The organism is uncultured Bradyrhizobium sp. (genome assembly GCF_936928535.1).
Taxonomy (GTDB): Bacteria; Pseudomonadota; Alphaproteobacteria; order Rhizobiales; family Xanthobacteraceae; genus Bradyrhizobium.
Genome location: NZ_CAKZHY010000056.1, coordinates 1 through 25,562 on the forward strand (window position 1 = coordinate 1; position 25,562 = coordinate 25,562).

The 25,562-nt window shown below is 63.9% G+C and carries 28 protein-coding genes; 12 read left to right on the plus strand and 16 right to left on the minus strand.

The genetic code is table 11. From position 1 onward, the window contains the following. Positions 1–80: 80 nt before the first annotated feature. Positions 81–1,049 (minus strand): catechol 2,3-dioxygenase, encoded by a 969-nt coding sequence (locus tag Q0687_RS07805; RefSeq protein ID WP_298874140.1) that lies wholly within the window; start codon positions 1,047–1,049, stop codon positions 81–83. Between the two features lie 395 nt (positions 1,050–1,444). Here Q0687_RS07805 and Q0687_RS07810 point away from each other — a divergent pair, with 395 nt between their 5' ends. The 4 genes from Q0687_RS07810 (at position 1,445) to Q0687_RS07825 (ending at position 5,223) form a co-directional block, all read left to right on the plus strand. Then, positions 1,445–3,184: a DUF87 domain-containing protein gene (locus Q0687_RS07810; RefSeq protein WP_298874142.1), complete on the plus strand. Its 1,740-nt coding sequence runs from the start codon at positions 1,445–1,447 to the stop codon at positions 3,182–3,184. Positions 3,185–3,394: 210 nt separating this feature from the next. Then, positions 3,395–3,973 carry a peroxidase-related enzyme gene (locus tag Q0687_RS07815; RefSeq protein ID WP_298874306.1) on the plus strand — a complete coding sequence of 193 codons (579 nt, stop codon included), beginning with the start codon at positions 3,395–3,397 and terminating at the stop codon, positions 3,971–3,973. Continuing rightward, positions 3,970–4,449: an MgtC/SapB family protein gene (locus tag Q0687_RS07820; RefSeq protein ID WP_298874144.1), complete on the plus strand. Its 480-nt coding sequence runs from the start codon at positions 3,970–3,972 to the stop codon at positions 4,447–4,449. Before Q0687_RS07815 ends, Q0687_RS07820 begins: the two co-directional genes overlap by 4 nt. 111 nt (positions 4,450–4,560) lie before the next feature. Continuing rightward, positions 4,561–5,223, plus strand: coding sequence for a flavin reductase family protein (locus Q0687_RS07825; RefSeq protein ID WP_298874309.1), 663 nt, complete (start codon positions 4,561–4,563; stop codon positions 5,221–5,223). A gap of 123 nt (positions 5,224–5,346) precedes the next feature. Here Q0687_RS07825 and Q0687_RS07830 read toward each other — a convergent pair whose 3' ends face one another. Together Q0687_RS07830 and Q0687_RS07835 are read right to left on the minus strand one after the other, a co-directional pair. Next, a complete protein-coding gene (locus tag Q0687_RS07830; RefSeq protein ID WP_298874146.1) occupies positions 5,347–5,580 on the minus strand; it encodes a hypothetical protein in 234 nt (77 codons plus the stop codon). A 200-nt stretch (positions 5,581–5,780) separates the two neighbouring features. Continuing rightward, positions 5,781–6,512 carry a Crp/Fnr family transcriptional regulator gene (locus Q0687_RS07835; RefSeq protein ID WP_298874148.1) on the minus strand — a complete coding sequence of 244 codons (732 nt, stop codon included), beginning with the start codon at positions 6,510–6,512 and terminating at the stop codon, positions 5,781–5,783. 150 nt (positions 6,513–6,662) lie between these two features. Here Q0687_RS07835 and Q0687_RS07840 point away from each other — a divergent pair, with 150 nt between their 5' ends. Next, positions 6,663–6,863 carry a hypothetical protein gene (locus tag Q0687_RS07840; protein ID WP_298874150.1) on the plus strand — a complete coding sequence of 67 codons (201 nt, stop codon included), beginning with the start codon at positions 6,663–6,665 and terminating at the stop codon, positions 6,861–6,863. Positions 6,864–6,884: 21 nt separating this feature from the next. On the opposite strand, the gene Q0687_RS07845 is transcribed toward Q0687_RS07840, so the two are convergent. Next, positions 6,885–7,028, minus strand: a complete 144-nt coding sequence (locus Q0687_RS07845; protein WP_298874152.1) for a hypothetical protein — start codon at positions 7,026–7,028, stop codon at positions 6,885–6,887. A gap of 274 nt (positions 7,029–7,302) precedes the next feature. Between Q0687_RS07845 and Q0687_RS07850 the strand changes: the two genes are divergently transcribed. Beyond that, entirely contained in the window at positions 7,303–7,458 is a 156-nt protein-coding gene (locus Q0687_RS07850) for a hypothetical protein (protein ID WP_298874154.1), read from the plus strand. 16 nt (positions 7,459–7,474) lie between these two features. Here the strand turns inward: Q0687_RS07850 and Q0687_RS07855 are convergent, their stop codons facing one another. Further along, complete coding sequence (locus Q0687_RS07855) at positions 7,475–8,101, minus strand: ParB-like protein (RefSeq protein WP_298874156.1); 627 nt, start codon at positions 8,099–8,101, stop codon at positions 7,475–7,477. Between the two features lie 292 nt (positions 8,102–8,393). On the opposite strand from Q0687_RS07855, the gene Q0687_RS07860 reads away from it, so the two are divergent. The 6 genes from Q0687_RS07860 to Q0687_RS07885 all read left to right on the plus strand — a co-directional run bounded on the left by Q0687_RS07860 (position 8,394) and on the right by Q0687_RS07885 (position 13,263). Continuing rightward, entirely contained in the window at positions 8,394–8,738 is a 345-nt protein-coding gene (locus Q0687_RS07860; protein ID WP_298874158.1) for a hypothetical protein, read from the plus strand. Positions 8,739–8,949: 211 nt separating this feature from the next. After that, positions 8,950–9,237: an acyl carrier protein gene (locus Q0687_RS07865; protein ID WP_007592476.1), complete on the plus strand. Its 288-nt coding sequence runs from the start codon at positions 8,950–8,952 to the stop codon at positions 9,235–9,237. Positions 9,238–9,247: 10 nt separating this feature from the next. Continuing rightward, positions 9,248–9,718: a 3-hydroxyacyl-ACP dehydratase FabZ family protein gene (locus tag Q0687_RS07870; RefSeq protein WP_298874160.1), complete on the plus strand. Its 471-nt coding sequence runs from the start codon at positions 9,248–9,250 to the stop codon at positions 9,716–9,718. Next, positions 9,715–10,920, plus strand: a complete 1,206-nt coding sequence (locus tag Q0687_RS07875; protein ID WP_298874162.1) for a beta-ketoacyl-ACP synthase — start codon at positions 9,715–9,717, stop codon at positions 10,918–10,920. Before Q0687_RS07870 ends, Q0687_RS07875 begins: the two co-directional genes overlap by 4 nt. 103 nt (positions 10,921–11,023) lie before the next feature. Then, on the plus strand, positions 11,024–12,301 hold the full coding sequence (locus tag Q0687_RS07880; protein ID WP_298874164.1) for a beta-ketoacyl-ACP synthase: 1,278 nt from the start codon (positions 11,024–11,026) through the stop codon (positions 12,299–12,301). 26 nt (positions 12,302–12,327) lie between these two features. Beyond that, positions 12,328–13,263 carry a lipid A biosynthesis lauroyl acyltransferase gene (locus Q0687_RS07885; protein WP_298874166.1) on the plus strand — a complete coding sequence of 312 codons (936 nt, stop codon included), beginning with the start codon at positions 12,328–12,330 and terminating at the stop codon, positions 13,261–13,263. Between the two features lie 17 nt (positions 13,264–13,280). Here the strand turns inward: Q0687_RS07885 and Q0687_RS07890 are convergent, their stop codons facing one another. The 11 genes from Q0687_RS07890 to Q0687_RS07940 all read right to left on the minus strand — a co-directional run bounded on the left by Q0687_RS07890 (position 13,281) and on the right by Q0687_RS07940 (position 25,525). Further along, complete coding sequence (locus tag Q0687_RS07890) at positions 13,281–14,393, minus strand: polyamine ABC transporter substrate-binding protein (RefSeq protein WP_298874168.1); 1,113 nt, start codon at positions 14,391–14,393, stop codon at positions 13,281–13,283. Positions 14,394–14,399: 6 nt separating this feature from the next. After that, positions 14,400–15,578: an aminotransferase gene (locus Q0687_RS07895; protein ID WP_298874170.1), complete on the minus strand. Its 1,179-nt coding sequence runs from the start codon at positions 15,576–15,578 to the stop codon at positions 14,400–14,402. Between the two features lie 8 nt (positions 15,579–15,586). After that, positions 15,587–15,913 carry a rhodanese-like domain-containing protein gene (locus tag Q0687_RS07900; RefSeq protein WP_298874172.1) on the minus strand — a complete coding sequence of 109 codons (327 nt, stop codon included), beginning with the start codon at positions 15,911–15,913 and terminating at the stop codon, positions 15,587–15,589. A 159-nt stretch (positions 15,914–16,072) separates the two neighbouring features. Beyond that, a complete protein-coding gene (locus Q0687_RS07905; protein WP_298874175.1) occupies positions 16,073–18,001 on the minus strand; it encodes a potassium transporter Kup in 1,929 nt (642 codons plus the stop codon). Positions 18,002–18,155: 154 nt separating this feature from the next. Then, positions 18,156–20,054 (minus strand): potassium transporter Kup, encoded by a 1,899-nt coding sequence (locus tag Q0687_RS07910; RefSeq protein ID WP_298874177.1) that lies wholly within the window; start codon positions 20,052–20,054, stop codon positions 18,156–18,158. A 169-nt stretch (positions 20,055–20,223) separates the two neighbouring features. Beyond that, positions 20,224–21,054, minus strand: a complete 831-nt coding sequence (locus Q0687_RS07915; RefSeq protein WP_220001871.1) for a flagellar motor protein MotB — start codon at positions 21,052–21,054, stop codon at positions 20,224–20,226. A gap of 23 nt (positions 21,055–21,077) precedes the next feature. Continuing rightward, positions 21,078–21,851 carry a MotA/TolQ/ExbB proton channel family protein gene (locus Q0687_RS07920; protein WP_298874185.1) on the minus strand — a complete coding sequence of 258 codons (774 nt, stop codon included), beginning with the start codon at positions 21,849–21,851 and terminating at the stop codon, positions 21,078–21,080. Between the two features lie 213 nt (positions 21,852–22,064). Then, positions 22,065–22,889: an SDR family NAD(P)-dependent oxidoreductase gene (locus Q0687_RS07925; RefSeq protein ID WP_298874187.1), complete on the minus strand. Its 825-nt coding sequence runs from the start codon at positions 22,887–22,889 to the stop codon at positions 22,065–22,067. Between the two features lie 99 nt (positions 22,890–22,988). Continuing rightward, positions 22,989–23,708 carry an RraA family protein gene (locus tag Q0687_RS07930; RefSeq protein ID WP_298874189.1) on the minus strand — a complete coding sequence of 240 codons (720 nt, stop codon included), beginning with the start codon at positions 23,706–23,708 and terminating at the stop codon, positions 22,989–22,991. A 143-nt stretch (positions 23,709–23,851) separates the two neighbouring features. Next, complete coding sequence (locus Q0687_RS07935) at positions 23,852–24,733, minus strand: phosphatidylcholine/phosphatidylserine synthase (RefSeq protein WP_298874191.1); 882 nt, start codon at positions 24,731–24,733, stop codon at positions 23,852–23,854. An 87-nt stretch (positions 24,734–24,820) separates the two neighbouring features. Then, positions 24,821–25,525 carry a phosphatidylserine decarboxylase gene (locus tag Q0687_RS07940; RefSeq protein ID WP_298874312.1) on the minus strand — a complete coding sequence of 235 codons (705 nt, stop codon included), beginning with the start codon at positions 25,523–25,525 and terminating at the stop codon, positions 24,821–24,823. Between the last annotated feature and the right edge of the window lie 37 nt (positions 25,526–25,562).

Genomic DNA, 25,562 nt, shown 5'->3' on the forward strand with positions numbered 1-25,562 from the left:
TCATCCTGAGGAGACCGCGAAGCGGTCGTCTCGAAGGACGAGGCGCTTGCTCAGATCCCACCAAGCTGACGTGCGTCAACTTACCCGTGCTTCTTCATCTCCACCGGCGGCGTGCCGTGGGTGTGGAAGGACTCGATCGTCTTGAGGCCCCACGCCTGCCCCTTCTTGCGCTCCTCTTCCGTCCACACGATCGGCTTCCAGTCCGGCGCGAGGATGAGGCGCGCGCCGGCATTGGCGACCTCGACGCGGTTGCCGCCGGGTTCGTAGACATAGAGGAAGAAGGTCTGCTGGATCGCGTGCTTGTGCGGGCCGGTCTCGATGTGCACGCCGTTCTCCAGGAAGATGTCGGCGGCGCGAAGGATCTCCTCGCGGCTGTCGAGCGCGTAGGTGACGTGGTGGAAGCGACCGGGCGTGCCGGAATGGTCGAGCGAATAGGCGAAATCGTAGCTCTTGTTCGACATGGTCAGCCACATCGCCGCTTCCCGTCCGTCATTGAGCACGATCTGCTCGGTGAGACGGCAGCCGAGATAGCTTTCGAAGAACTCGCGGTTGGCCTTGATGTCGACGGCGAGGCAGTTGAGATGATCGAGGCGGCGGACATTGACACCGCGCGCGGGGAAGCGCTGCGCCTGGTTCTTCAGCGCGGGCTTCAGCTCCGGCGGCGCCTGATACCATTCGGTCTCGTAATAGAGCTCGACGATGTGGCCGTCGGGGTCGCGGCAACGGAACGTCGGCCCCTGCCCCATGTCGCCGTCGATCCAGCCGATATCGAAGCCCGAGCCCTTGAGCGCAGCGACGCGGCGTTCCAGCGCCTGCTGGCTGCGCGCCCGCAGCGCCATGTGCTCCATGCCTGAGGTCTTCGAGGCCGTGAGCTTGAGCGAATAGCGCTCGTAGTCATCCCAGCCGCGCAAGTACACCGACTCGCCCTTTCGTCCGCTCACGGTCATGCCCATGACGTCGACGAAGAATTTCAGGCTCTCATCGGGCTTGGGCGTCAGCAGCTCCATGTGGCCGAGATGGGCGAGATCGAGGATCGGTTCGCTCTGCATGGTTCCTCCAAAACTGGCTGCGATCCGTCTTGCGGAATCGCGCGATCGCGCGTGGGGCAACGGGCGTGCGGGTGGCCGTCGGCCTGCGGGATCATTTGTACCAATGTACAAATGATTAGGTCCCGTCAACAAATCGGCCCTCGGATTCGAACAGCTCTCTCCGAATGGCGGATGGCTGTCCGGATGGTAAAATTTTCCTTAACGCGAATTGCGGCTTCCAGGCCTATAAACCCAGCATTCTGAGGCAGATTCCGCCCATAAGTATGCATTCGGAACAAAGCTATTGGCCGAATTGTAGCGGATTTAACAAAGCCACCGCGGCTGCTGTTTAACCGTTTGTGCAGCCGCGACCCGCATAGTCTCAGAAACAGTCTGACTTTTCAGGTTCATCCATCGTGACATCTTTTGGACGCGTGATTTCGGTACGTGGATCGCTCGCCCGGGTCGGGCTTCTGGCGCAAAGCCAGATGTCGATCTCGGAGGTACGGGCTACCGTCGGCCGCTTCGTCAGCATCCGCTGCGCCAGTTCGGTCATCGTCGCCATGATCACCGAAGTGTCCTGCGAGAACCTCGCAAGCACCGGCGAATACATCGCGGTCGCCTCGGTCGACCTGCTCGGCGAAATCCTCAACGCCGCCGACAAGGCGAAATTTCAGCGCGGCGTCACCAATTATCCGACCATCGGTGATGCGGTCGATCTGATCACGAGCCAGGAGCTGCGCACGATCTACGCACCGACCGGGTCGGACCAGATCAATGTCGGCTTCCTCCAGCAGGACCGCTCGGTCATCGCCTATGTCGACATCGAGGAAATGCTGTCCAAGCATTTTGCGGTGCTGGGATCGACCGGCGTCGGCAAGTCGACCGGCGTGTCGCTGCTGCTCAACGAGATTCTGAAGGCGCGCCCGAACCTGCGCATCTTCCTGCTCGACGTGCACAACGAATACGGCCGCTGCTTCGGCGACCGCGCGCTGGTGCTCAACCCGCGAAACCTGAAGCTGCCGTTCTGGCTGTTCAATTTCGAGGAGATCGTCGACGTGCTGTTCGGCGGCCGCGCCGGCGTGCCCGAGGAGCTCGACGTGCTCGCCGAGGTCATCCCGATCGCCAAGGGCATCTACACGCAATATCAGAACACCGATCGCCTCGGCCTGAAGCGCATCGATCCCAAGCAGATCGGCTTCACCGTCGACACGCCCGTGCCGTACCGCCTGGTCGATCTGGTCTCGCTGATCGACGAGCGCATGGGCAAGCTGGAAAACCGCTCCTCGCGCATCATCTATCACAAGCTGATCTCGCGCATCGAAGCCGTGAAGAACGATCCGCGCTACGCCTTCATGTTCGACAACGCCAATGTCGGCGGCGACACCATGGCCGAAGTCATCAGCCATCTGTTCCGCCTGCCCGCCAACGGCAAGCCGATGACGGTGATGCAGCTGGCCGGCTTCCCGGCCGAGGTCATCGATTCCGTCGTTTCGGTGCTGTGCCGCATGGCGTTCGACTTCGGCCTGTGGAGCGACGGCGTCTCGCCGATGCTGTTCGTCTGCGAGGAAGCGCACCGCTACGCCTCCGCCGATCGCAATATCGGTTTCGGCCCGACCCGCAAGGCGGTCTCGCGTATCGCCAAGGAAGGCCGCAAATACGGCGTCTATCTCGGGCTGATCACGCAGCGCCCCGCCGAGCTCGACGCCACCATCATTTCCCAGTGCAACACGCTGTTCACGATGCGTCTTGCCAACGACCGCGACCAGGCCCTGCTGCGCGCCGCCGTCTCGGATGCGGCCGCAAACCTGCTGTCGTTCGTGCCGTCGCTCGGCACCCGCGAGGTGCTGGCGTTCGGCGAAGGCGTCGCACTGCCGACGCGCCTGCGCTTCAAGGAAGTGCCGCCGCATCAATTGCCGCGCGGCGAGGCCACCATTTCGAGCGTGCCGTCGATTTCCGCCGGTCACGACATGCATTTCGTCGGCGCCGTGCTCGAGCGCTGGCGCGGTGCGACCTCGCAGCGCGACGTACCGAACGATCCGGTGTTCGCGGCGCCGCCCGCCAAGACGCTCGCGCCGGCCGAATCGCCGATGCTGCAGCCCTCGCTGGGCCTCGACCCGGACCGCTTCTCGCTGCTGAAGAAGCCGCTGCGGTAAGGCCTCGCTCTATCCACATCGTCATTGCGAGCGTAGCGAAGCAATCCAGAGTCTTCCGCGGCGGGATTCTGGATTGCTTCGCTGCGCTCGCAATGACGGCGGATAGAGCTGTGCTGCTAACGCACACCTTCGTCGCGGCCGCTACGGCAGATTGAGCCCGCCGCCCGCATCGACTATGGTTTCCCGCCCCCAAGCCGGAAATCCATGCCCATGACAAAGCCCGCGACACGCTTCCCCGCACCCGCCATCGACAGCCTGCCCGACGACATCCGCACGCGCCTCCTTGCGGTGCAGGAGAAGAGCGGCTTCGTGCCCAACGTGTTCCTGACGCTGGCGTACCGGCCCGACGAGTTCCGCGCCTTCTTCGCCTACCACGACGCGCTGATGGAGAAGGATGGCGGCCTCACCAAGGCCGAGCGCGAGATGATCGTGGTGGCGACTTCGTCCGCCAACCAGTGCCAATATTGCGTGATCGCCCATGGCGCGATCCTGCGCATCCGCGCCAAGAACCCGCTGATTGCCGACCAGATCGCGACCAACTATCGCAAGGCCGACATCACGCCACGGCAGAAGGCGATGCTCGATTTCGCGATGAAGATCTCGACGGATGCGCAGCGGAGCTCGGAGGAGGATTTTGCAACCCTTGCCCAGCACGGCTTCAGCGACGACGACGTCTGGGACATCGCCGCGATCTCCGCCTTCTTCGGCCTGTCGAACCGGCTGGCGAATTTCACCAGCATGCGACCGAATGAGGAATTCTATTTGATGGGACGACTGCCGAAGCAATGACCGACCTCGACTGGCCCGAAATCCTGCTGCGCCTCAGCGTTGCGACGCTTGCCGGGGCCGCGATTGGGCTCAATCGCGATCTGCAGGGCAAGCCGCTCGGGTTGAAGACGCTCGGCGTCGTCGGCCTCTCCACCGCAACCGTGGTGCTGCTGGCGCTGCAGCTCTCCGAGCCCGGCAAGGTCGTCGATGCCACCAGCCGCGTCATCCAGGGCATCCTCACCGGCATCGGATTTCTCGGCGCCGGCGTCATCGTCCATGAAAGCGAGCGGTTTCGCGTCCGTGGCCTGACCAGCGCCGCCTGCACCTTCCTTGCCGCCTGCCTCGGCGTGGTTTGCGGCGCCGGGCAATGGAAGATCGTCGCGGTCGCGCTGGCACTCGCCTTCGTGCTGCTTACGGTTGGCCGCAGGATCGAGCGCCACGTCCACCGCATGCTCGGCGGCAAAGACGAGCCGCACGAGGACAACAGGCAGGCCTAGCAGGCCTTGCTCAAATCTTCCGCTCGCCTATTGGTCTGGAGCTCTGATAATTGCCGCTAAAGATTTCGCGGGCCGTCAGCCGGCGCCGACCGTTCGAACCCGAGAGACATGATGGACAGTAGTGCTCACGCCCCTGGCGATGTGACGTTCGACTTCCGCGCCCTGTCGGCGCGCGACAAATACAAGCTGCTGATCGGCACCGTCGTACCGCGGCCGATCGCACTGGTGACGACGGTCGATCCGCAAGGCAAGATCAACGCGGCGCCGTTCAGCTTCTTCAACTGCCTGTCGGCCGATCCGCCGATCCTTGCGCTCGGCGTCGAGAACCACCCGGACATGCGGTTCAAGGACACCGGCCTCAACATCCGCCTGACCGAGGTCTTCACCGTCAACATCGTCTCGCACGCCATTGCCGAAGCGATGCATGTCTGCGCCGTGCCGTTCGCGCCGGAGGATGATGAACTCAAGGCCGCAGGCTTGACCGCCATGCCGGGCAAGACCGTCGCGTCACCCTGGATCAAGGAGGCGCCGGCCGCATTCGAATGCCGCCGCCACATCACGCTCGAACTCGGCAAGTCGCGCCAGATCATCATGGGCGAGATCCTGTTCGCGCATTACCATTCCGACGTCGTGGATGCCGAGCGCCTGCATATCGATCCAGCGAAGCTCGACGCCATCGCAAGGCTCGGCGGCAGCACATGCTCCACCATTCGCGACCGTTTCGACATGGAAACGCCGACGCTCGACGACTATTGGAGCCAGCGGAAGTCGTAAGCGAGCATCGACCAACGCTCACGACGTAGGCCCGAAATCGCCCTCCGCAGGTGTCTTCTTGGCGCGCTGCGGGGCCATCCTGGCAAACTAGGTCATAGTTGCGTTGCGTTTGAGCGGCCGTCCTCAGCCGAGGCGTGCGCGGATCGATATCTGGAAGATGCGTGCGCCGTCCTCGGTCTGCACCTCGAGGCGCCAGTCATCGTCAGGCTGCAAATCGCCATCGAGGTCTCGCAAGCTGTCGCCGGCGTAACGGGTCGCAATTTCCCAGGCTGCGCGTCGATCCGGAAGTTCCTGGCCAAGCTCGTCGCGGTCATTCATCCGATCGCCGTTGCGGACGTTGAAGTAGAATCTGGGCATCACAAATTCACCGTCGCGGGAACGATGACGGGTCAAGTAACCCATGTTGGTTTCGTTCCTATCGACGCCGCCGGCGTCACGCTGCTGATGTCGTGATCCGGATGTCGTCGCATCCCGATCGTTATGACGACCTGGCTCGCCGGAGCGTACGCGAGCTTGAGCCATTTGATCGCTTCGTCGACTCAATGGTCGTGTTCGCCTCAGAGTGTTGGCGATTGGTGGAGGTAACGGTTGTCGAAATCCGCAAGTTCCTGAAATTTCCGCTCGTCCAGGACGGTGACCCGGCCGCGATTGAACTCGACGATCCCCTCCTGGCGCAGCTGCCTGATCACACGGTTGGCGTGAACCGCGGTGATACCCAGGGCTTCGCCGATCTGCTCCTGGGTCAGCGGCATCTCGAAATTGCCGCCGTCCACGCGGCCGATGACCCTGAGCCGTTCGCGCAGTTCGATCATGACATGAGCGAGGCGCGCCGGCGCCGGCCGCTGGCCGACATTGACGATCCATTCGCGGAACATGGCGGAATCGATCAGCGTGTCCCGCCAGAACATTTCGGCGATGCCAGGGCTGCGGCGGTGCAGCTTTTGCAGCGTCTCATGGCTGATGAAGCCGAGCGTCGAGGGCGTCAGCGTCGACAGATCATGATCCATAACGTGAAGGAACAGGCTCATGAGATCGGGGATCTCGCCGGGAATGTGAATCGAAAGAATCTGCCGCTTGCCGTTGGCAATGGTCTTGGAGCGCACGCAGAATCCGTCCGCGATCAGGCAGCAATCGGTCGCGCGCTCGCCATCGCGCACCACCGCCGTTTCGGCGGGATAATGCCGGACCGAGATCGGCAAGGCTTCGATTTCCTTGATGTCCTCGTCCGCGATCGCGGACGAAAGACGCAGGCGCTTGATGAGCGCCGCGCGGATCGCGTCGCTGGGCACTTCGATTGGCTCCCGTCGTGGAGATGGAACTCGTAGCGCCGCAGCGCCGCCAGGACAAAAACCCGCGATCGCCTTACCCGGTTCCAACAAAAGTTAAGGACGCGTCTTGGCGTCACATGGTTGGCTTGGCGCTCGAAAGGGCAATTCACCATGAAGAAGCGCAATCGTACGCGACCGGCCCTGTCCCTCCAGGAACGCCTTGTCAGGTTCACGCAGAACGCCCGCGCCGCGGCCAAGAATCTCCCGGCCGGCGTCGAGCGTCGCGAGTTGCTGCAAAAGGTCCGCGACGGCGAGGCCGCCGCGGAGATGGAGCGTTGGCTCTCCCCGCCCGGCCCGCAAAGCCCGAAATAATTGCGCCGAGCCGCGAGACCGCTAGTGCTTGACCATCAAGGGGAGCGCGGGCGCGAAGCGCTCCTCAAACGTCAAGGTCCTGGCCTGGTGGACTGCGGCGAACGACGCCGAGATGCCTGCTGAAGCAACCACGACCAACGCAATTCCGAAAAGCAGACGACGCATGTGAGCCTCCTGTGTGAGCTCGACTACCACCAGTTAGTGGGCTCGCTCTGTTTCAGGACGGCTTCATCGGCGCGGAAAATGATTGCGTTCAAGCGGCTGTGATCCGATCCGGCTCACGGCGCAGCACGCCGTAACCAACTAACAATAGTGGCTGACGTCTTGCAGCCGGCGCAGGCCGTATCGGGAATTTCACGCCTGCGACGATGATCGAGACTCGCAAGACGGCCGCGACAAGCAGGAGCTGCTCGCGTGCAGCGTCTTCGAGGATACTGAGATGAAAATCGTCATTCAAAGGCTCAATGGCCTGTGGCACCTCATCGTCGGGTCGTATCGAATCCGTACGCCCTTCCTGGAGACCCAGGACCGCGCGCTGGTCGTAACCTACGCCAGGCGCGCTTATCCCGGCGCCAAGATCTTCCAGCGCGACTGATGCGAGTATTGCGCGCCTAATCGTCCGATGCCGGCCCGCACCAGCCGGGCAGGTAGATTGCATCCTTGCTCTTGGCCGCGGCGAGCGCCTTCTCCAAAGCCTTGTCGAAATTGGCGTCCACGGCCTTGCGCGTCAGCTTGCGACGCAGGAAATCAGCCCACAGAAATTCGGAGAACGGCGTGGTGTCCTTGGCGAAGCCGCCCATACGGCGGAGCTCGCCGGCGAGGCTGCGGAACGGATCATCCTTGAGGTCGGCGACCGATTTCGGCAGATCGCGGAAAGGCCGACGCTCGCCCTTGGAGTCGTAAGGATAGACCCAGCGCTTGTTGTCCATCACGCCCCAGAACGCCTCGCGCTCGACCATGCGCAGATCGCCGACCACCGTCACCAGCACCTGCTTGATGCCCTCGTCGTGCAGCGCGCGGCCGAGATGGTGATGGTCGATCACGTAGTAGCGCCCGTCAGGGCCGGCGACGACGGGGACCATGTGAGTGCCCAGCAGGTCGGACTGCTTCTGCTTGCCGTGCTCGCGCCAGCGCTTGCGCTTCTCCTTGACCTCGCGCATGCCGACCGTCATCTGCGTCGGACGAAGCGACAGGATCGGTACCGGGTGCACTCTCGGCTCGCGCGCGTTGGTCGTCATGATCGAGGGCCTCTTGTCTGGTTGCAGGCTGTCGTCTGGGTTCCCGATTATGCCATCGGCCTTGCGGCGGCAACACGCGTTCGAGACAGGAAAATGCGGTCCCACCGGCGGTGCTGCAGCGCAACCCTGAGGCCCCTGACGCCGGGATAACAACCGGCTCCCATGCTGGCGAGCCGCTGTCCTGGAAGACCCTGCGAACGCGCAATGAACGTTCGCGTTGAGAAGATTTTCTGCACTCCCCGGCGTCCCCTGTGCTATCTAAAAATCGCTGCTTCGGAGTAATCCCCACCCCATGAAATCCCAGCGGCCCATAACCTCGGACGACGAGCACCAGGTGCTCCAGTTCAGGCCGCGAACGACGCCTTCTCCGGTGATCCATCGGGGCAGCGGTGTCGTCCAGAAGCTGCATGCGGCGACGCCCGAACCACTCGACCTGTCGCGCTACGAGCAGCCCCGCGCAGAGCCCGACGATTTCCGGCATCGCATGCTCGCCAATATCGCCGCGCTCGCCTTTACCATCGCCCTGACTGCGATCGGGATCTGGCTCGCGGTCAGCATCGCCGATTTGCGCCGCACCCAGGATTGCGTGCTGATGGGCCGGCGGGACTGCGTCAAGATCACGACGCCCCATATCTAGGCCCCGTCCCCGGGCAAAAGGCCCACGGGCGGGCATCCCCAGCCCTGTCCCACCCCTGTCCGGCTCCATTGAACTCAGGGCGGCGCTCCGATATACGGGCTCTCGACCCGTCCAGAGGGGGGTTTGAGGGCGTCATCAGGGGCGCGATGCCCACCCACCGTTCCACTCCTGGATTTCTGACAAATACCCGCAATATATCAAAGGCTTAGTGATGTCCTCCACATTCGATCAGGTCGCTACGATCATCGCTGAAACCTGCGACATCCCGCGCGACACGATCACGCCGGATAGCCATGCCATCGATGACCTCGGCATCGACAGCCTCGATTTCCTGGACATCGCGTTCGCGATCGACAAGCAGTTCGGCATCAAGCTGCCGCTGGAAAAGTGGACCCAGGAGGTCAACGACGGCAAGGCCACCACCGAGCAGTATTTCGTACTGAAGAACCTCTGCGCGCGCATCGACGAGCTGGTTGCCGCCAAGGGCGCGAGCGCCTAATCGGGCGACCATGCAACTCGAATACTTTCACATGATCGATCGCATCGTCGACCTCAAGGTCGACGAAAAGACGATCGTCGTCGAGGCCCAGGTTCCCCAGAAGAGCACCATCTTCGAGGGCCACTTCCCGGGCTATCCCCTGATGCCCGGCGTGCTGCTGATCGAATCGATGGCGCAGGCTTCGGGCTTTCTGCTGCTTGGCGTGCTCAAGTTCGAGCGCATGCCGATTCTCGCCGCCGTGAAGGAAGCCAAGGTACGCGGCTCCGTGTTTCCGGGCGACCTCATGACGCTCGAGGCGAGCGTCGTCCATGAGGGCTCGGGCTATGCGATCACCGAGGCGAAGATCCGCGTCGGCGGCAAGCTGCGCGCGAATTCGACGCTGACCTTCACGCTGATCCCCTTCCCCAATTCGGATATGCGCGGCTACATGGACGCGGTCGCAACCCGCGTCGGCTTTCCGCAACAGGCCGTCTCACCATGACTGACACTGCTTCGAAGCCCGGCCAGACGGAAGTCTGGATCACCGGTATTGGTCTTGCCACTTCGCTCGGCGAAGGGCTCGACGCCAACTGGGCCGCGCTTGCCGAGAAGCGCATCAATGTCGACGAGAAGGGTTTTGCGCCCTTCATCGTGCACCCGCTGCTGCCCGTCTCCTTCGACAGCCAGATCCCGAAGAAGGGCGACCAGCGCCAGATGGAAGCCTGGCAGCGCATTGGCGTCTATGCCGCCGGCCTCGCGCTCGATTCGGCCGGCATCAAGGGCAACAAGGACATCCTGTCGAAGATCGACATGGTCGTGGCGGCCGGCGGCGGCGAGCGCGACCTGAACGTCGATACCGGCGTGCTCACCGCCGAAGCCAAGGGCGCCAATGCGCCCGGCTTCCTCAACGAACGGCTGATGAGCGATTTGCGCCCCACGTTGTTCCTGGCGCAGCTATCCAATCTGCTCGCGGGCAACATCGCCATCGTCAACGGTCTCGGCGGCACCTCGCGCACCTTCATGGGCGAAGAGGTTGCGGGCGCCGATGCGGCGCGCATCGCGCTGTCGCGCATCGCCTCGGGCGAGAGCGACATTGCGCTGGTCGGCGGCTCGCACAATGGCGAGCGCAAGGACCTCTTGGTGCTCTACGAATTCGGCGATTTCAACCTGAAGGACAAGTTTGCCCCCGTGTGGGCGCGCAAGGATCACGCCGGTTTCGCGCTCGGCTCGGCCGGCGCTTTCCTGGTGCTGGAATCCAAGACGCATGCGGAAGCGCGCGGCGCCAAGCCGTACGCGAAGCTGTCGAGCGTCGTGACTGATCTTGCCCGGCGCAAGCAGTCCGGAGACATGGCAGCGACGCTGGAGAAGCTTTGGGGCGAGCTGCCCAAGCGCGACGGCAAGGGCGCGATCATCTCGGGCGCATCGGGCGCAGAGCCGGCGACCTCGGAGGAGCGCGACTTCCTGAAGAAGCACGCCGATTTCCCGGTCCGCGCGACCGGTACGATGTTCGGGCACACCATGGAAACGCAGTTTCCGCTCGGCATTGCGCTCGCGGCGCTCTCAATCTCGCGTGGCGCGCTGTTCCCGCCGAACGATTCGACCGGGACCGAGATTGAAATGCAGGGCGCGCCCACCCAGATTGTGGTGGTGGGAGCCGGGCACTGGCGCGGCGAAGGCATGGCGCTAGTCGAGGCTGTTGGCTAAAGCGCCCAGCGCTTTAGCTCGTTGTTGTTTGAGCATGATCTGGTCGGAAAACCGCGTTACACTTTTCCGGATCATGCTCTAGCTCTATCGGGGGACGATCCACATGACTGCACCACGCGACAAACTCGGACGTCCCGTCGTCGTCGTTACCGGCATGGGCATCACGACCTCGCTCGGCGCCGGCAAGGCCGACAATTGGTCGAAGCTGGTCGCCGGCGAATCCGGCATCCGCACCATCACTCGCTTTCCGATCGACGGCCTGAAGACCACGATGGCCGGCACGGTCGATTTCGTCAGCGTCGATCCGTTCTCCTCGACCGGCCTGTCGGAGCGGATGGCCGAGCTTGTCACTCAGGAAGCGCTCGAGCAGGCCGGCATCGGCGCCAAGGGCGATTTCCCCGGGCCGCTCTTCCTCGCGGTCGCACCTGTTGAAGTTGAGTGGCCGCAGCGCCGCGAGCTCGGACGCGCCGTCGGCAAGGCCGATTTCAACTATGACGATTTGCTGCGCATCTCCGGCGGCGGCAAGTACAACGCCTATCATCACCGCTTCATGTTCGGCTCGGTCGCAGCCCACCTCGCTGAGACCTTTGGCACCAAGGGCTCGCCGATCTCGCTGTCGACGGCCTGCGCATCCGGCGCCACCTCGATCCAGCTCGGCGTCGAGGCGATCCGCCGCGGCGAAACCGATGCGGCGCTGTGCGTCGCGACCGACGGCACGGTGAATCCGGAAGCGCTGGTGCGCTTCTCCCTGCTCTCGGCGTTGTCGACCCAGAACGATCCGCCGCAGGCGGCCTCCCGCCCCTTCTCCAAGAACCGCGACGGATTCGTCATGGCCGAGGGCGCCGGCGCGCTGGTGCTCGAAAGCTACGAGGCGGCCACCGCGCGCGGTGCAAAGATTCTCGGCGTGATCGCCGGCTGCGGCGAGCTCACGGACTCGTTCCACCGCACCCGCTCCTCGCCCGACGGCAAGCCGATCATCGGCTGCATGAACAAGACGCTGGCCGATGCCGGCATGACGCCTGATCAGATCGACCACATCAACGCGCACGGCACCGCGACGCCCGAGAACGACAAGATGGAGTTCAACACGACATCGGCCGTGTTCGGCGATCTCGCGCAGAAGATCCCGGTCACCTCCAACAAGTCGATGGTCGGCCACACCATCTCGGCCGCAGGCGCCGTTGAGGCGATCTTCTCGCTGCTGACGCTCGAGCATCAGCGCATTCCGCCGACCATCAACTACGAGACGCCGGATCCCACGATCCTGTTCAACGTGGTCGGCAACAAGGCGCGCGACGCCCGCGTCACCGCGGTGATGTCGAACTCGTTCGGCTTCGGCGGCCAGAACGCCTCGCTGATCCTGACCCGCGAACCGGCCTAAGGCCGGCTCCGCGCGTCCCCTCCGCGATGAACCGCCTGCTCCTCCGCTCCCGGGCGCGCCTGCGCGATGCCCTCAAGCCGGTGTCCGAGGCCGCGGTCGGCGGGCTGACGATCGCGCTGCTGCGCACCACGCGCTATTTCGATCCGGACAAGACCGCGGAATTCTTCGCCCGCTCTGCGCGCTTGATCGGCCGCTTCCTGCGGGAAGACCGCATCGGCCGCGAAAATCTGAAGGCTGCATTCCCGGAAAAATCGCCGGAGGAGATCGAGCAGATCCTGACCGGCGTCTGGCACAATCTTGGCCGCATCGGCGCCGAGTTCGCCCATCTCGACCACATCTGGGATTACGACGTCGACCATCCGGACAAGCCGAGCCGGATCGAGTTCGACGCCCGCACCAAGCAGCTGTTTGACAGCTTACGCGACGACGGCAAGCCCGCGATTTTCTTCGCCAGCCACACTGGCAATTGGGAAATCCCGGCGCTCGGCGCCGTCGCCCACGGCCTCGACTGCGCGATCCTGTTTCGCCGTCCCAACAGCGAGGCGGCCGACCGCGCCATCGAGCGCACGCGTGCGGTCAAGATGGGCACGCTGGTCGCGGCCGGACGCGAGGCGCCGCTCAAGCTCGGGCAGGCGCTACAGAACGGCCAGCACGTTGCCATGCTGGTAGACCAGTGGTTCACCAACGGCGTCGACGTCACTTTCTTCGGCCGCAAGACCAAGGCCAACCCGACGCTGGCGCGCCTCATCCGACAGGTTGAATGCCCGATCCACGGCGTTCGCATTATCCGCCTTCCCGACCATCGTTTTCGCGCCGAGCTCACCGAAGAAGTGAAGCCGGTGCGCGACGCCGCCGGCAATATCGACATCCAGGGCACCATGCAGGCGGTGACGTCGGTGATCGAAGGCTGGGTGCGGGAATATCCGGACCAATGGCTTTGGCTGCATAGAAGGTGGCGGTAACCACCGGTCCGTCGTCCTCACCGCCCCGTCTTCACCTTGGTCCAGAGCCGGTTGATGATGCGCTGGGTGGCGGGGTCGCGCGCTGTGATGACGAATAGTTTTGAGAGCGTCGCCTCGTCCGGATAGATGTTCTTGTCGTTGAGGATCTTCGGATCGACCAGCTTCTGGCTGGCGAGGTTGCCATTGGCGTAGGACAGGAAGTCCGAGTTCTTGGCGGCGACGTCGGGGCGGTAGAGGTAGTTGATCAGCTCGTAGGCTTCGTTGACATTCTTGGCATCCGCGGGGATCGCGAGATTGTCGAAGAACATCTGCGCGCCCTCCTTCGGAATCGCGTAGCCGATCTCGATGCCGTTCTTGGCTTCCGCCGCACGCGCGCGGGCCTGCATGATGTCGCCGGACCAGCCGACCACGAAGCAGATCTCGCCGGTCGCGAGTGCGCTCAGATATTCGGAGGAGTGAAACTTGCGCACGAAGGGACGGACCTTGGCGACGACATCGGCGGCCTTCTCGAGGTCCGACTGCTTGGTCGAGTTCGGATCGAGCCCGAGATAGTTCAGCGCCGCCGGAAAGATGTCGTCGGCGGAGTCGAGCATGTGCACGCCGCAGTCTTTGAATTTTGCGAGGTTCTCCGGCTTGAAGACGATGTCCCAGCTGTCGATCTTCGCGTCAGGCCCGAGGATCTGCTTCACCTTGGCGACGTTGAAGCCGATGCCCGTCGTGCCCCACATGTAGTTCGCAGCGTAGACGTTGCCGGGATCGTAGGTCGCGAGATTCCTGGTCACCATCGGCCAGGCATTGGCAAGGTTCGGCAGCTTCGACTTGTCGAGCTTCTGGAAGATGTTCGCCTTGATCTGGCGCTGCAGGAAATAAGCGGTGGGCACCACGACGTCGTAGCCGGACTTGCCGGCCATCAGGCGCGTCTCCAGCGTCTCGTTGGCATCGAACGTGTCGTAGACCACCTTGATGCCGGTCTCCTTGGTGAAAGCCTCAAGGACGTCGGGCGCCATGTAGTTCGACCAGTTGTAGAAGTTGACGACCCGCTCCTCGGCCCCGGCGGGAGGCGAGGCGAACGTCAGGGCTGCGGCGATTGCAAAACCAAGGCAAAGCCTGAAGCGGCTGACGTCAGTCATCGCTGTCTACCTCTTGCGTCCGCGGATCGCGTCTGACAGCCGCTCCAGCGCGGTGTCGAGCGTCTGGTCCTTCTTGGCAAAGCAGAAGCGGACCACCGAGGTCACCGGATCCTGCTCGTAGAACGCCGAGACCGGGATCGCCGCGACCTTGTAGTCTTTCACGATCCGCCAGCAGAACTCGGCATCGCTCTCGTTGAGTCCGAGCGGAGAGAGATCAACGGTAAGGAAGTAGGTTCCTTGCGACTTCAGAACGGGGAACCCGAGGCTCTCCAGCCCCTTGGTCAGGCGGTCCCTGCTCCGGGTCAGATCCTTGCGCATCGACAGGAAGTACTCGTCGGGCTTGCCGAGGCCGTAGGCGACGGCAGCCTGCAGGTTCGGCGCGGTGGTGAAGGTCAGGAACTGGTGCACCTTGGCGGCGACGCGCAGCAGCGGCGGCGCGGCGCAGACGAAGCCGATCTTCCAGCCGGTCAGCGAGAAGATCTTGCCCGCCGAACCGACCTTGATGGTGCGCTCACGCATGCCGGGGATGGTGATCAGCGGGATGTGCTTGTGCTCGTCGAAGGTGACGTGCTCCCAAACCTCGTCGCAGATCGCGATGACGTCGAACTCCTGGCAGTAGCGTGCGAGCAGCTCGAGGTCCTCGCGCGGATAGACCACCGCGGACGGATTCAGGGGATTGTTGAACAGCACCGCCTTGGTCTTTGAATTGAAGACGCTTTTCAGCATGTCCTCATTCAATCGCCAGCCCGGCGGCTCGAGCCGCACCAGGCGCGGAATGCCGCCGGCCTGGCGGATGATCGGCAAGTAGGAGTCATAGACCGGCTGGAAGCAGACCACCTCGTCGCCGGGCTGGACCACCGCGAGAATGGCCGAGGTCAGCGCCTCGGTGCCGCCTGACGTCACCATCACCTCGCTCATCGGATCGAGCTTGAGGCCGTGCCAGTGGTCGTAATGGGTCGCGATCGCCTGGCGCAGTTCAGGGATACCCATCATCGACGGGTACTGGTTGTAGCCGTTGAGCGAGGCGTCGGCCGCGGCGCGGCGGATATCCTCGGGGCCGGGGTCGTCAGGGAAGCCCTGGCCGAGATTGATGGCGTTGTTGTCGCGTGCGGCTTGCGACATCGCCTCGAAGATGGTGACGGGAAGGTCGGCGAAGACCTTGTTCAAGGAAGAGCTTTTGGACATCGACCCGATCAGCCACCGACCTTGCTGGGAAGACCCGCAGCCTTCCAGCCGAGCATGCCGCCGGCCAGATGCTTGTCGTAAGGCAGGCCCGCGGCCTGGGCGGCGAGCGAGGCGGTCACCGAGCGCTTGCCGGAGCGGCAGGCGAACACGACCTCCTTGCCTTGGGGATCGGGGATCGCCTTGGGATCGAAGGTCGAGAGCGGCACGACGACGCCATAAGGATAGGCCTCGGCCTCGACCTCGTTCGGCTCCCGGACGTCGACGAGCAGATAGCGGCCCTCCGTGACACCCTTGGAAACCTCCTCGGGGGTCAGATCCTGTACTTGATTTGCCACATCATCCTCCAACGTCGCGGGGCCCGTCGCCGGGCGCTCCCGGCCGGCGGCAACCTCGCCTCTCGGCATGCGAAAATCAAGCGCTACAAAGGCTTGAGCTGCCTTGCGCAAGTTAAAGCTAAATCGCAGCGACTTGAAGTGCGGCTTTGAATCCCGCCCCTAGATCGTGACCTGCGTGCCGACCTCGACGACGCGCCCCGAAGGGATCTGGAAATAGTCGGTCGCGTCGTTGGCGGAGCGGCTGAGCGAGATGAACAGCCGGTCCTGCCAGCGCGGCATGCCCGAATGGACGGCGGGCTTCAGCGCCCTGCGCGACAGGAAGAACGACGTCGACATGATGTCGAACTGCCAGCCGAGCTTGCGGGCGATCGCCAGGGCCTTCGGCACGTTGGGCGATTCCATGAAGCCGAACTTCAGCGTCACCTTGGAGAAGGTCGGGCTGATCGCCTCCAGCTTCACCCGCTCGGCCGGATCGATGCGCGGGGTCTGCGCCGTCTCTATGGTGAGAATGACATTCTTCTCGTGAAGCACCTTGTAGTGCTTCAGACTATGCATCAGCGCGGTCGGCGCGCTCAGGGGATCGCTGGTCAGGAACACGGCGGTTCCTGGGACCCGCTGCGGCGGCCGCTTCTCCAGCATCGCCACGAGGTCGGCGAGCGGGAATTCGAGCTTGCGCGACTTGTCGAACAGGAGCCTGCTACCGCGCCGCCACGTGTACATCATGATGATCATGAGGGAGCCGAGCGCGAGCGGCACCCAGCCGCCCTCGAACACCTTGAGCAGGTTGGCGGCGAGGAACGTCAGGTCGAGGAACAGGAACGGCGCGATCAGGGCCGCAGCCCACAGCGGCGACCACTTCCAGGCTTTCCAGATCACGACAAAGCCCATCAGGCCGGTGACCACCATGGTGCCGGTCACGGCGATGCCATAGGCGGAGGCCAGCGCGCTGGAGGAGCGGAACAGCAGCACCATCATGATCACGGCCACCAGCAGCAGCTGGTTGATGCGCGGGATGAATATCTGGCCGGAATGGGCTTCAGACGTATGGCGAATTTCGAAGCGCGGCAGCAGCCCAAGCTGAATCGCCTGCCGCGTCAGCGAATAGGCGCCAGTGATGACGGCCTGGCTCGCGATGACGGTGGCGGCGGTGGCCAGTACGACCATGCTGCCGCGAATGATCCCTTGCGGGAAGAGCTGGAAGAACGGGCTCTCGATCGCGGCGGGATCGCCGAGGACGAGCGCGCCCTGCCCCAGATAGTTCAGCGCGAGCGAGGGCAGCACGATGAACAGCCAGGCGGTCTGGATCGGCCGCTTGCCGAAATGGCCAAGGTCGGCATACAGCGCCTCGGCGCCGGTGACGGCCAGGAACACCGCACCCAGCGTGACGAAGCCGATGATGCCGTGGTGGAGCATGAACGAGACCGCATAGAACGGGTTCAGCGCCAGCAGCACCTGCGGCTGCTGAATGATCGGACCGATCGCAGCGGCCGCGATCACGCCAAACCAGACGCACATCACCGGTCCAAAGAACGCCGCGACGCGGGCGGTGCCGCGCGATTGAACGGCGAACAGGACGACCAGGATCAGCACTGTGAGCGGAATGATGTAGGGCTCGAACCGCAGCGTGACGTCCTTCATGCCCTCGAGGGCCGACAGCACCGACACTGCCGGCGTGATCACGGCATCGCCGTAGAACAGCGCGCCCGAAATGATGCCAAGCATGACAATGGTCGCCCCGCCCGTGCCGACCGCACGCTGGGCCAGCGCCATCAGGGCCAGGGTGCCGCCCTCGCCGTTGTTGTCGGCGCGCAGGAGAATCACGACGTATTTGAGCGTCACCACGACGATCAGCGCCCACAGGATCAGCGACGCCACGCCGAGGACAGCCGCCGACGTCGGCGCGCCTTCGGCGCCGGACGCCGCCATCACCGCCTCACGGAACGCGTAGAGCGGGCTGGTGCCGATATCGCCATAGACGACGCCGATGCTGCCGAGCGTCAGCGCGCCAAAGCCGGCGGTGGTGTGGGCATCGCCATGCCCATTGGCCGCCGCCGTTTCCGGGGCGGGAACTGCTACGTCACTTGTCATGGGAGAGCCTGGTGGCCTCTAAAAATGCTTCACTGCACAACGGCTGAAGAGAGCGCGCGGCTTATAGTCCTGCGCTGCCGGCATAGCCTAGCCCGATTCTGGGCCCTTGGCATGCAAATTTTGCATGGGTCCGCCATTGCGTCCCAATTTCCGTTCAGATGGTGACCTGGGTTCCGACTTCAACCACCCGGCCGGTCGGAATCTGGAAATAGTCGGTGGCGTCATTGGCCGAGCGGCTGAGCGCGATGAACAGATGGTCCTGCCACAGCGGCATGCCCGATTGCGCCGAGGCCTTCAGCGAGCGCCGCGACACGAAGAACGACGTCGACATGATGTCGAACTGCCAGCCCTGCTTGCGTGCGATCGCCAGCGCCTTGGGCACGTTGGGCTGCTCCATGAAGCCGAAGCGCAACCGGACCTTGGAGAACTTCTCGCTGATCTTCTCCATCTTGAAGCGCTCGGAGAGATCGACCCGCGGCGTGTGCGCGGTCTCGATGGTCAGGATCACGTTGTGCTCATGCAGCACCTTGTTGTGCTTGAGGTTGTGCAACAGCGCCGTCGGCACGAAAGCGGGATCGCTGGTCAGGAACACTGCCGTGCCCTTGACGATGTGCGGTGGCCGCTTCTCCAGGCTCCTGATCAGGTCTTCCAGCGGCACCTCGATGCGGCGCGTCTTCTGGATCAGGATTCCCGAGCCGCGCCGCCAGGTCCAGATCGTCCCAGCCATCGCCACGCCGAACAGCAACGGGACCCAGGCGCCTTCGAGCAGCTTCAGCAAATTGGCGCTGAAGAAGGTGATATCGACCATGACAAGGGGCAGGATCACGGCCGCCGCCGCAGCAGCCTTCCAGTTCCACAATTTCCAGATCACCACGAAGCCCATGATGCCGTCGGCGACCATGGTGGTGGAGACCGCGATGCCATAGGCCGAAGCGAGATTGCTGGGTGTGTGGAACAGCAGCACCAGCAGCATCACGCCGATCAGCAGCAGCCGGTTGACGCGCGGCAGATAGATCTGGCCCGCATGGGTCTCCGACGTGTAGCGCACCTCGAAGCGCGGCAGGAGGCCCAGCTGCACGGCCTGATAGACCAGCGAATAGGCACCTGTGATTACCGCCTGGCTCGCGATGACGGTCGCAGCCGTCGCGAGCCCGACCAGCGGCAGCACCAGATGCTCGGGCACCATGCGATAGAACGAATGCTCGATTGCGCTCGGATCGGACAGCACCAGCGCGCCCTGCCCGAAATAGTTGATCAGCAGCGAGGGCAGCACGAAAAACATCCAGGCCGATTGGATCGGCTTGCGGCCGAAATGACCGAGATCGGCATAGAGCGCTTCGCCGCCGGTCACGGCGAGGAACACGGCGCCAAGCGTCACCAGGCCAATCGTGCCGTGCGACAGCAGGAATTGCAGCGCGTAATAGGGATTGATCGCAACCAGCACCGACGGATCGTCGGCGATGTGAATGACACCCAACACGGCAAGACACGTGAACCAGATCACCATCACCGGGCCGAAGGCCGAGGCCACCAGCGCCGTGCCCTTGCTCTGGACCGCGAACAGCAGCAGCAGGATCAGCACCGTGAGCGGCACGACGTAATGCTCGAATGCTGGTGTTGCGAGCTTCAGTCCGTCGACCGCCGACAGCACCGAGATCGCCGGCGTAATCATGGAATCACCGATGAACATCGAGGCGCCGACGACGCCGAGTGCCAGCAGGGGCCAGCTGCGGCGCCCCAGCGCGCGCTGGCCGAGCGCCATCAGCGAGAGCGTGCCGCCCTCCCCGTTATTGTCGGCGCGCAGCAGCAGCAGCACGTATTTGGTCGTGACGACGATCAGCAGCGCCCACAGGATCAGCGACAGCACGCCGAGCACCATTAGCCGCGTCACCGGCGCGCCGTGAGCCGCGCCCCTCACCGCCTCATGGAACGCGTAGAGTGGTGAGGTGCCGATGTCGCCGAAGACGACGCCGATGCTCCCAAGCGTCAGGGCCCAAAAACCTGATGTGGCCGGCCCCTCCTGGGTCTCGGCCTGTGTGATGCTCGCCGTCATAAGGGTGGAAAACGCTTCGTCCCTGGAATTGATCCGGTGCCCTCGGCGCTTCCGGCGCACCTGGCAATCGGAGGGTCACCATAGCAGGCGCCACGGCAGATGCTGTGACGGCGCAGCCACGCTCGCCGCCATCGCGATTGGCGACAGGTAAAATGGTAGCGCAAGACCCTTAGGGCTTCAAGTTCGGCGGCAACGGCGGATCTTCGCGCATCAGGGTGATGGTGACGCGGCGGTTCGCGGCGAGCGATGGATCGTCCGGGAACAACGGCTGGGTGTCCGCCTTGCCGGAGACTGCGAAGATGTGCGACGGCGGCAGGCCCTCGCGCTCGAGGATCTGGCGCACCGCATTGGCGCGATCGGCCGACAGGTCGAAGGCACCATAGTCGCTGCGCGTCGGCACGAAGCCCGCCGCGGTGTGGCCGGCAATGGAGACGCGCAAGGGTGTGGCCTTGAGCGGGACCGCGAGCTTCTCGATCAGGCGGCGGGTGCGATCGTAAGGCACCTTGGATCCGTCCGCGAACATCGAACGGCCATCCTGGTCGACGATCTCGAGGTTGAGGCCCTGCTTGGTCTCTTCGAACATGACATGCTTGGACATCTCGGTCAGTTCCGGCATGTCCTGCAACGCCTGACGCAGAGAAGCGGCAGCCAGCGCAAAATTGCGATCGATCTTCATCTTCGCGCCCTGGGTCCGGTCGCGATCTTCCTGGTCCGGGGTCGGCGTGTTCGAGGCGTCCTCGGGCTCGATGTGGTCGACGTTCTTGAGCCGCGGCCGGGTCGGCAGACCGTCCGACTCGACGATGCCGGCGTAGCGCGCTTCGCTCTGCACGCCAAAGGCATCGCGCATGGAGCCCGCGACGACCTTGAGCTTGTTGGCGTCCTGGGTCGAGAACGCAACGAGCATGACGAAGAAGCTCATCATCAGGCCCATCAGGTCGGCGAAGGTCACGAACCAGCCGTGACCGCCGCCGTGAGCATCGCCGCGCTTCTTCTTGGCCATGTCCTAAATCCCGCGGGGCGGTGTTACGCCGGCACCGGCTCGCCTTCGGCGTGGCGATGCTTCTCCGGCAGATAGGCCAGCAGCATTTCGCGCACCAGCGTCGGGCTCTTGGAGTCGCGGATCATCAAAATGCCATCGATGATCAGCGTGCGGTTGGTCTCTTCGTCCAAGAGCTTGCCGTGCAGCTTGTCGGCGATCGGGATGCAGAACAGGTTCGCGACCAGCGCGCCGTAGAGTGTTGCGAGCAGCGCGGTCGCCATGAACGGACCGAGCTTGGAGGGGTCGGTCATGTTGGCGAACATCTGCACCATGCCGATCAGGGTGCCGACCATGCCGAAGGCAGGGGCGCAATCGCCGACGGCGCGATAGATCTTGCTGCCTTCGTCCAGATGCATCAGGAAATTGTCGCGGTCGCGCTCGAGATTGTCGCGGATGAAATCGAGGTCATAACCGTCGGCGACGTAGCGGATGCCCTTGGCGAGGAACGGCTCGTCGGTCTCGACCTTTTCCAATCCCACAGGCCCCTGCTTGCGGGCGATCTCGGCGATGCGGGCGAGCTCGTCGACGAGGTCGTGCGCCGACAGCCGGCTCATGGTGAAGGCGAACTTGGCGCCGAGCGGCAGGCCATGCATCAGCGCCGAGAGCGGAAAGCGGATCATGGTCGCGGCGGTCGATCCACCGAAGATGATGATCATCGCGTGCTCGGAGACGAACATGTGAAGATCGCCGCCCAGCAGCATCATCGTCGCAATGACGATAATGCCCGCCACGAGGCCGACGCCCGTCATGATATCCATGGAAGACTCCAACGCGTACGCGACAACGGCCATCCTGGCCGGTGGTGCGGCCCAACCCCGAACCGCATTGGAAACCGTAGAGCGCCGCCCTTAAAGCTGCGTAAAGGTTAAGTTCAGCCGATGCGACCGAGCGGCGCAAGGTGACGGAACGACCGCGGCTTTGCCGTTCTGCGACATCAATCTCAACACTTTGCTAACCATAAAGGAGGCGGGTCAGGACGACAGTCCTGTCAGCTCCAGGCTGAGCGCGCGCAGGCGGCGGCGCGCATCGGCATCATAGGCCTGCGGATTGGCGCGCGCCTCGTTCATGCCGTTGAAGAACAGGCCGCTTCGAGCGGCAACATCATCGCCTTCGACCAGATGCAGGATCGCCGCGCCGCCCTGCTCCACCGTCGACATCGGAGTGATACCGCCGGCGCGGACCATGGTGGTGTTCATATAGGTCGCCGGATGCAGCGCGTTCACGGTGATCCGGTCGCCTCTCAATTCCTCGGCGAGATCGATCGTGAACATGATCTGCGACAGCTTGCTCTGCGCATAGGCGCGCGAGCCGCTATAGCCCTTCGTGATCATGACATCGTCGAAGTCGATCGGATGCTGGCCAAGCGAGGCGACATTGACGATGCGCGAGGGCGCAGCAGCCTTCAGCAATGGCCTCAGCAGATGGACGAGCAGGAAGCCTGAGAGATAGTTCACGGCAAAGCGCAGCTCGTGACCATCACGGCTCTCCTGCCGATGCGGCCCGTCGTTCTGCGAGCCAATGCCGGCGTTACTGACGAAGACGTCGAGACGCTTGTGATCTCCGATCACCGCCGCGGCAAGGCCGCGCGCACCTGCCATCGACGATAGATCGGCCTGATAGAAGGTCGGCGCAGCGTGCCCGGCCTTCACGATCTCATCGATCAGCCCCTTTGCGCGCTCGGCATTGCGGCCATGGATCAGGACGTTGGCACCTTCGGCGGCAAGGCGGGTTGCAACATAGCGCCCGACGCCATCGGTCGAGCCCGTGATCAGCACCGTCTTGCCGCGCATGTCCATGACGTCATCCCGGGCCAGAGCATGATCCGGAAAAGTGTGAAGCGGTTTTCCGGCGAGATCATGCTCCAGAGAAAAACCTAAAGCGCGATGATTCGCGCTTTAGTGGATCTCCGCCGAGCGCTTCAACGCGGCTTTCAACTTCTCCAGCGAGAAGTCGGGGCTGCGGGCGATCTCGAGGATCGGCGTCTCGCGACGGCCGCAGAGCTCGGCGGCTTCAGGGAGTTTCGCAGCGATGTCGAGCGGGATCACGATGGCGCCATGCCGGTCGGCATGGATCAGATCGTCCGACTTCACGGTCATGCCGGCGACGCGCACCTCGCCGCCAAAGCTCTCGGCATGCACCCAGGCATGCGACGGGCCGATCGAACCAGCCAGCGCCTGGAAGCCCGGCGCCCATTGCGGGATGTCGCGGATCGAGCCGTCGGTGATGACACCGAGACAGCCGAGCGCCTTGTGCACGTTGCTTTGCACCTCACCCCAGAACGCGCCATAGCCGACGTCGGGGCCATCGATGTCCTGGATCACCGAGATGCGCGGACCGTGGCCGGTGCCGACATATTCGTAATATTCGATGCGGCGCTTCGACTGCTCTTCGGCTGGCAGCGACGATTTCAGCACCGAGCGGATCGCGACTGTGCGGGCATAGCCGACCATCGGCGGCAGATCCGGGAACGGGCAGACCAACTGCTTGGTGGTGTAGCCGATCAGGCGGCGCTCCGGCGCCACGATCTCCATAGCATTGCAGATCGTCGGCGTGTCATAGCGGCCCAGCGCTTCGAGGACGGAAGCGGGCAGCGGCCCGGTCGCGGTCTTGGTCACGGCATTTCTCCCAGATTGGCGGCTGATTGACGCGATGCCGCCGTCACATGGCGATATAGCCGAGATCGGGCCTCAACCCAACCAAGGCGCTCTCATGGCAGGTATCTTGGCAGGTATCCTGGCAGATATCCGCGTGCGATCGCTCAGTGCAGCCGTCCGGGCCGGTCGTCGTCGTGCGGCGGCTCGGACAGGCTTGCCATCGTTGGAGCAGAAGGCGGCGACGGGACCTCGCCGCCGGCAGGCGCCGTAGCTTCCAGCGCGCGTGCCTGATCGCGGTAGGATTTGTAGCCGAGCGGCAGGCAGAGCAGATACAGCGCCGTGCCGACCGACAGCACGTGCCAGGGATAGGCAATCAGGATCGCGATGAAGACGATGACAGCGACGAACGCCGGCAACACCAGCTCTGGCGACACGCGCATGCGCTTGGTCTTGCCGGAGAACACCGGCAGGCGCGAGACCATCAGGAAAGCGATCAGCAGCGTATAGGCCGCGGTCAGCGCCGCCGGCGCCCGGCCAAGCTCGAGAAACGCGACATAGATCGGCAGCAGCACGGTGATGGCGCCAGCCGGCGCCGGCACGCCCGTGAAGAAATTGGCGGCGAATGCCGGCTTGTTCGGATCGTCCATGGTGGCGTTGAAGCGCGCCAGCCTCAAGCCGCCTGAGATCGCGAACACCATCGCGGCGATCCAGCCGGCATTGCCGAGCTCGTGCAACTGCCAGAAGTACAGCATCAGGCCCGGAGCGACGCCGAAATTGACGAAGTCGGCGAGGCTATCGAGCTCGGCGCCGAACTTCGACTGGCCCTTGATCATCCGCGCGACGCGGCCGTCGATGCCGTCGAGCGCGGCCGCGAAGACAATGGCATAGACGGCGAGCGTCATCCGCCCCTCGATCGACAGCCGGATCGAGGTCAAGCCGGCGCAGATCGCCAGCAGCGTGATGACGTTGGGCACCAGCATCCGCACCGGGATCGGGCGGAACCGCCGTCGGCGAATATCGGGATCTCGGTAGTCGTAGGGCGTCATTGGCTCGTCCTCACCTGCAGGCGAGATATAGCAAGCCGTGCTTCCCTCCGCCATTGCGGCGGAAGTCCCCCGACAGCGGCTTCTTGGTTAATTGGCGCGATAGGTGCGGCCGGGATCATCGCCGGTGAGGTCGGCCAGGATGGTCTCGCCGGCGATCGCAGCCTGCCCCTCCGAGACCAGCGCCTTGGTGCCGACAGGCAGGTAGACGTCGAGCCGCGAGCCGAAACGGATCAGGCCGAACCGCTCGCCGGCGCCGACCGCCTGCCCTTCCTTCACGAAGCAGACGATGCGCTTGGCCACGAGGCCCGCGATCTGGATCACGCCGATACGGCCCTGCGGGGTCGAGATGACGAGCGAATTGCGCTCATTGTCCTCGCTCGCCTTGTCGAGTTCGGCATTGATGAAGAGCCCCGGCCGATAGGCGATGCGGTCCACCCTGCCGGCCACCGGGCTGCGATTCACGTGGCAGTTGAACACGCTCATGAACACGGAGATGCGCGGCAGCGGCCGGTCGCCGAGCCCGAGCTCGGCCGGCGGCAGCGCCATGGTGATCATCGACACCCGCCCGTCGGCCGGCGACACCACGAGCCCGTCGCGCTGCGGCGTCACGCGCACGGGATCGCGGAAGAACAGCGCACACCACACGGTGAGGATGGTGCCGATCCAGCCCAGCGGCGACCACAGCCACATCAAGATAATGCTGACAGCCGCGAAGATGCCGATGAAGGGATAGCCCTCCTTGTGGATCGGCGGGATCTGACGTTGGATCGAATCGAGGATGGACATCGGTATCTGCCGCTCGGGGTTATGGCACGGGTCGTCGCGCGGG